The organism is Streptomyces sp. SID3343 (assembly GCF_009865215.1).
GTDB lineage: Bacteria > Actinomycetota > Actinomycetes > Streptomycetales > Streptomycetaceae > Embleya.
The window spans coordinates 1-3,197 of the sequence record NZ_WWJX01000878.1; the positions used below are offsets into that span (position 1 = coordinate 1).

General features: G+C 69.5%; 5 protein-coding genes and 1 pseudogene. 1 reads left to right on the top strand and 5 read right to left on the bottom strand.

Annotation, left to right across the window (positions count from 1 at the left end):
* From GT354_RS27355 to infC, 4 genes are all read right to left on the bottom strand, one after another.
* A partial coding sequence (locus GT354_RS27355; RefSeq protein ID WP_272923895.1) for an RNA methyltransferase substrate-binding domain-containing protein occupies positions 1–316 on the bottom strand: 316 nt, incomplete at its 3' end.
* 127 nt (positions 317–443) lie between these two features.
* The gene (gene rplT, locus GT354_RS27360) at positions 444–836 is read right to left on the bottom strand and encodes a 50S ribosomal protein L20 (protein WP_161359048.1); all 393 of its coding nucleotides are present in this window, start codon (positions 834–836) and stop codon (positions 444–446) included.
* A gap of 120 nt (positions 837–956) precedes the next feature.
* The gene (gene rpmI / locus GT354_RS27365; protein WP_161359049.1) at positions 957–1,151 is read right to left on the bottom strand and encodes a 50S ribosomal protein L35; all 195 of its coding nucleotides are present in this window, start codon (positions 1,149–1,151) and stop codon (positions 957–959) included.
* A gap of 98 nt (positions 1,152–1,249) precedes the next feature.
* Positions 1,250–1,990, bottom strand: coding sequence for a translation initiation factor IF-3 (gene infC, locus GT354_RS27370; RefSeq protein WP_161359050.1), 741 nt, complete (start codon positions 1,988–1,990; stop codon positions 1,250–1,252).
* 375 nt (positions 1,991–2,365) lie between these two features.
* Between infC and GT354_RS27375 the strand changes: the two genes are divergently transcribed.
* On the top strand, positions 2,366–2,758 hold the full coding sequence (locus GT354_RS27375; protein WP_202512361.1) for a DUF1844 domain-containing protein: 393 nt from the start codon (positions 2,366–2,368) through the stop codon (positions 2,756–2,758).
* Between the two features lie 109 nt (positions 2,759–2,867).
* Here the strand turns inward: GT354_RS27375 and GT354_RS27380 are convergent.
* A pseudogene (locus GT354_RS27380) lies at positions 2,868–3,197 on the bottom strand (SseB family protein); the annotation flags it as partial.

A 3,197-nucleotide genomic window follows, 5' to 3' on the forward strand; every position in this document is an offset into this window, starting at 1 on the left:
TGTCGACGAAGCGGCACAGCGCGACGACGCCCTGGGGCGTGACCGTCTGGCTGATCGCCGCGACGACCTCGTCGGTGGCGGTGAACACGGGCACCCGCGCGTCGTGCGCGCCGGTAACCAGGTCGGGGTAGCGCTCGGCCACCTCGATGGTGATGTACAGCTCGCGCAGCACGCCCGGCAGTGCCACGGCCTCGCGCACGGCCTGGGGTCCCTCGGCCAGGAACAGCCGCTCCCGGGCCCGGAAAGCGCGTTTGGCGAGCCGCCGGGCCGCCGCCACTCGGGGGGATCGGGTGGACGTCAGCTCGGGGCTCGCCATCGCGTTACCGTTCTCTGCTCTCAGCCTGTCGCGACCGGGGAAACCGTGCCTGTGTCGAGGCACTGTGCCTGTGTTCGAGGCGACGCCCCGGTGGGGGCGTCGCCTCGGACGCAGGTGTGGGCCCGATTCAGGCCGCGGCGTCTTCGCGCTTCGCGTTGACGTCGGCCGGGAGGGCCTTTTGCGCTACCTCGACGAGGGTGGCGAACGCCGGGGCGTCGTTGACCGCGAGCTCTGCGAGCATCTTGCGGTCGATCTCCACACCGGCGGCCTTGAGGCCCTGCACGAAGCGGTTGTAGGTCATTCCGTTCAGGCGGGCAGCGGCGTTGATGCGCTGGATCCACAGCTGACGGAAGTCCCCCTTCCGCTTCTTGCGGTCGTTGTAGTTGTAGACCATGGAGTGGGTGACCTGCTCCTTGGCCTTCCTGTACAGACGGGACCGCTGGCCGCGGTAGCCGGACGCCCGCTCGAGGATGACGCGACGCTTCTTGTGGGCGTTGACTGACCGCTTGACGCGTGCCACTTGATGAACTCCTTGATGTCAGACCGCGGTGTGTCGACCACGGCCCGGGTAAGTCTGGGACCGACGCCTGTCGCCGACCGGTGGGTTCTCGTCAGCCGGTGCGACGACTGCTTGCTGCTCTTACTTCTTGAGCAGCTTCTTGATCTTCTTGACGTCGGCCGGGGCCACCTCGACGGTGCCGGCGAGACGCCGGGTCACGGTCGAGGGCTTGTGTTCGAGAAGGTGACGGCGACCCGCACGCTGGCGCAGCACCTTGCCGGAGCCGGTGATACGAAAGCGCTTGCTGGCACCGCTGTGGGTCTTGTTCTTCGGCATGTCGCCGCAGTCTCCTCGTCATGCCGTACCCGCCCGGTGGGGACCGGGCAGGCACAGGTGTGGTTGCAAATCTTTGGTGCGGGGCGACCCGTACCGGTTCAGACCTGCTCTTGCGCCTTCGGCTCGCCGCCGGGGGCGGCGGGGGCCTCGGCTGCCGGAGCTTCGGCGGCCTCGGCTTCGACCACTTCGGTCGCGGCTTCGGCGGCCTGCGGGGCCTCCGTGTCGAAGTCCGTCTCGTCGGGGTGGTCGTCCCCGGCCTCGACGGCCACACGGCGCGCGTCCTTGCGGGCGGCCTGTGCCTCGCGAGCCTCGGCCATGGCCTCGGTCTTCTTCTTGTGCGGGCCCAGAACCATGATCATGTTGCGGCCGTCCTGCTTGGGGTTCGACTCGATGAACCCAAGCTCGTCGACGTCCGTCGCCAGGCGCTGCAGCAGTCGGTAGCCCAACTCGGGCCGGGACTGCTCGCGACCACGGAACATGATCGTGATCTTGACCTTGTCGCCCTGCTTCAAGAACCGCTCGACGTGACCCTTCTTGGTGTCATAGTCGTGCGGGTCGATCTTCGGCCGGAGCTTCATCTCCTTGATGACCGTGTGCGCCTGGTTCTTGCGCGCTTCACGGGCCTTCATGGCCGACTCGTACTTGAACTTGCCGTAGTCCATGAGCTTGCAGACCGGCGGCCGGGCGTTGGCCGCGACCTCGACGAGGTCGAGGTCGTACTCCTGGGCAAGTTCCATGGCCTTGGCCAGCGGGACGATTCCGACCTGCTCGCCGCCAGGACCAACGAGTCGCACCTCGGGGACGCGAATCCGGTCGTTGATGCGGGGCTCGGCGCTGATGGGGCCTCCTCATACCTGAAGCGGCCGCGGGCGAAGCGGCCACATGTGTCTCGTTTGTAGCTTCCCCCGAGCCAGACCCTCACGAAAGCCATTTGGGCCACGCAAAAAAGCCTCGCACGGTTGCATGCGAGGCTCCACCACCGGTGACGCCGCCGCCCCTGGGGACGACGAACGAAGACGCGGATACACCCGTCAGGGCGCCGCATCGGACCGGTACCCGTCGTCCGTGAGGTCGATCGGGTGGGAGACGGAGCCTCCACTTGCAGGCCGGGCATGCGAATGCCCGGTCGGTCGATACACAACCTTACCACTGGCTCGAACGGACCGAAGGGCCCCGTTGTTCCCCGATTGTGGGGCATACCCGAGACTGGGCACATGAGCGAGAGCGCCCCACTTACGACGCCCGACCCGTCCGCCGGTCAGTACGGTCAACCCGCCGACGTCGAGGTCCTGACCAGGGACATCGCCGACGTGCCCGCCGTCGAGGTGATCACCACGCTGTCGGTGCACCTGATGAGCGCCGCGGCGGTCAAGCTCGGCCTGGCCGAGGACGGCGAACAGCACAAGGACCTCGACGAGGCCCGCAAGCTGATCACCGCCCTCGCGGGCCTGGTCACCGCCGCCGCGCCCGAGGTGGGCTCCTATCACGCGGGACCGCTGCGCGACGGCCTCAAGACGCTCCAGTTGGCGTTCCGCGAGGCGTCCACGTTCCCCGACACGGCGGGCAAGGGCCCGGGCGAGAAGCTGACCGGCCCCGTCTACGGCTAGTACCGCCGACGGGGTCCCCCACGGGGCCCCGACAACCGGCACCGCCCCGAGAGCCCAGCGGGCCGTCGTCCGTTCGACCGGACGACGGCCCTCGTGCGTGCCGGGGCGGTCAGCGCGCGTACAGCGCCTGCGCGTCGAGCACGCTACCCGGCGGAAGCATCGCCAGGTCGAGGCCGCGGTCCAGGCGCGCGCGCACGATGTCGTCCTCGGCGAGCCGGCCGACGATGCGCCGGGCCGCCTCGGTGAGCACCTCGGGAGCGGCGGCCGCGACCAGGCTCAGGGTGAGGTCGTTGCCGCCGCCCTCGGTCAGGTAGGCCGCGGCGACCGAGCGCTCCGGCTCGACCGCCGCGCGCACCGCCTCGGTGACCTCCGGGTCGCGGTGCGGCGCGAGGTGCGCGCGGCCCTCGGCAGCGGCGCGCAGCCGGCTGCCGCTGACCTC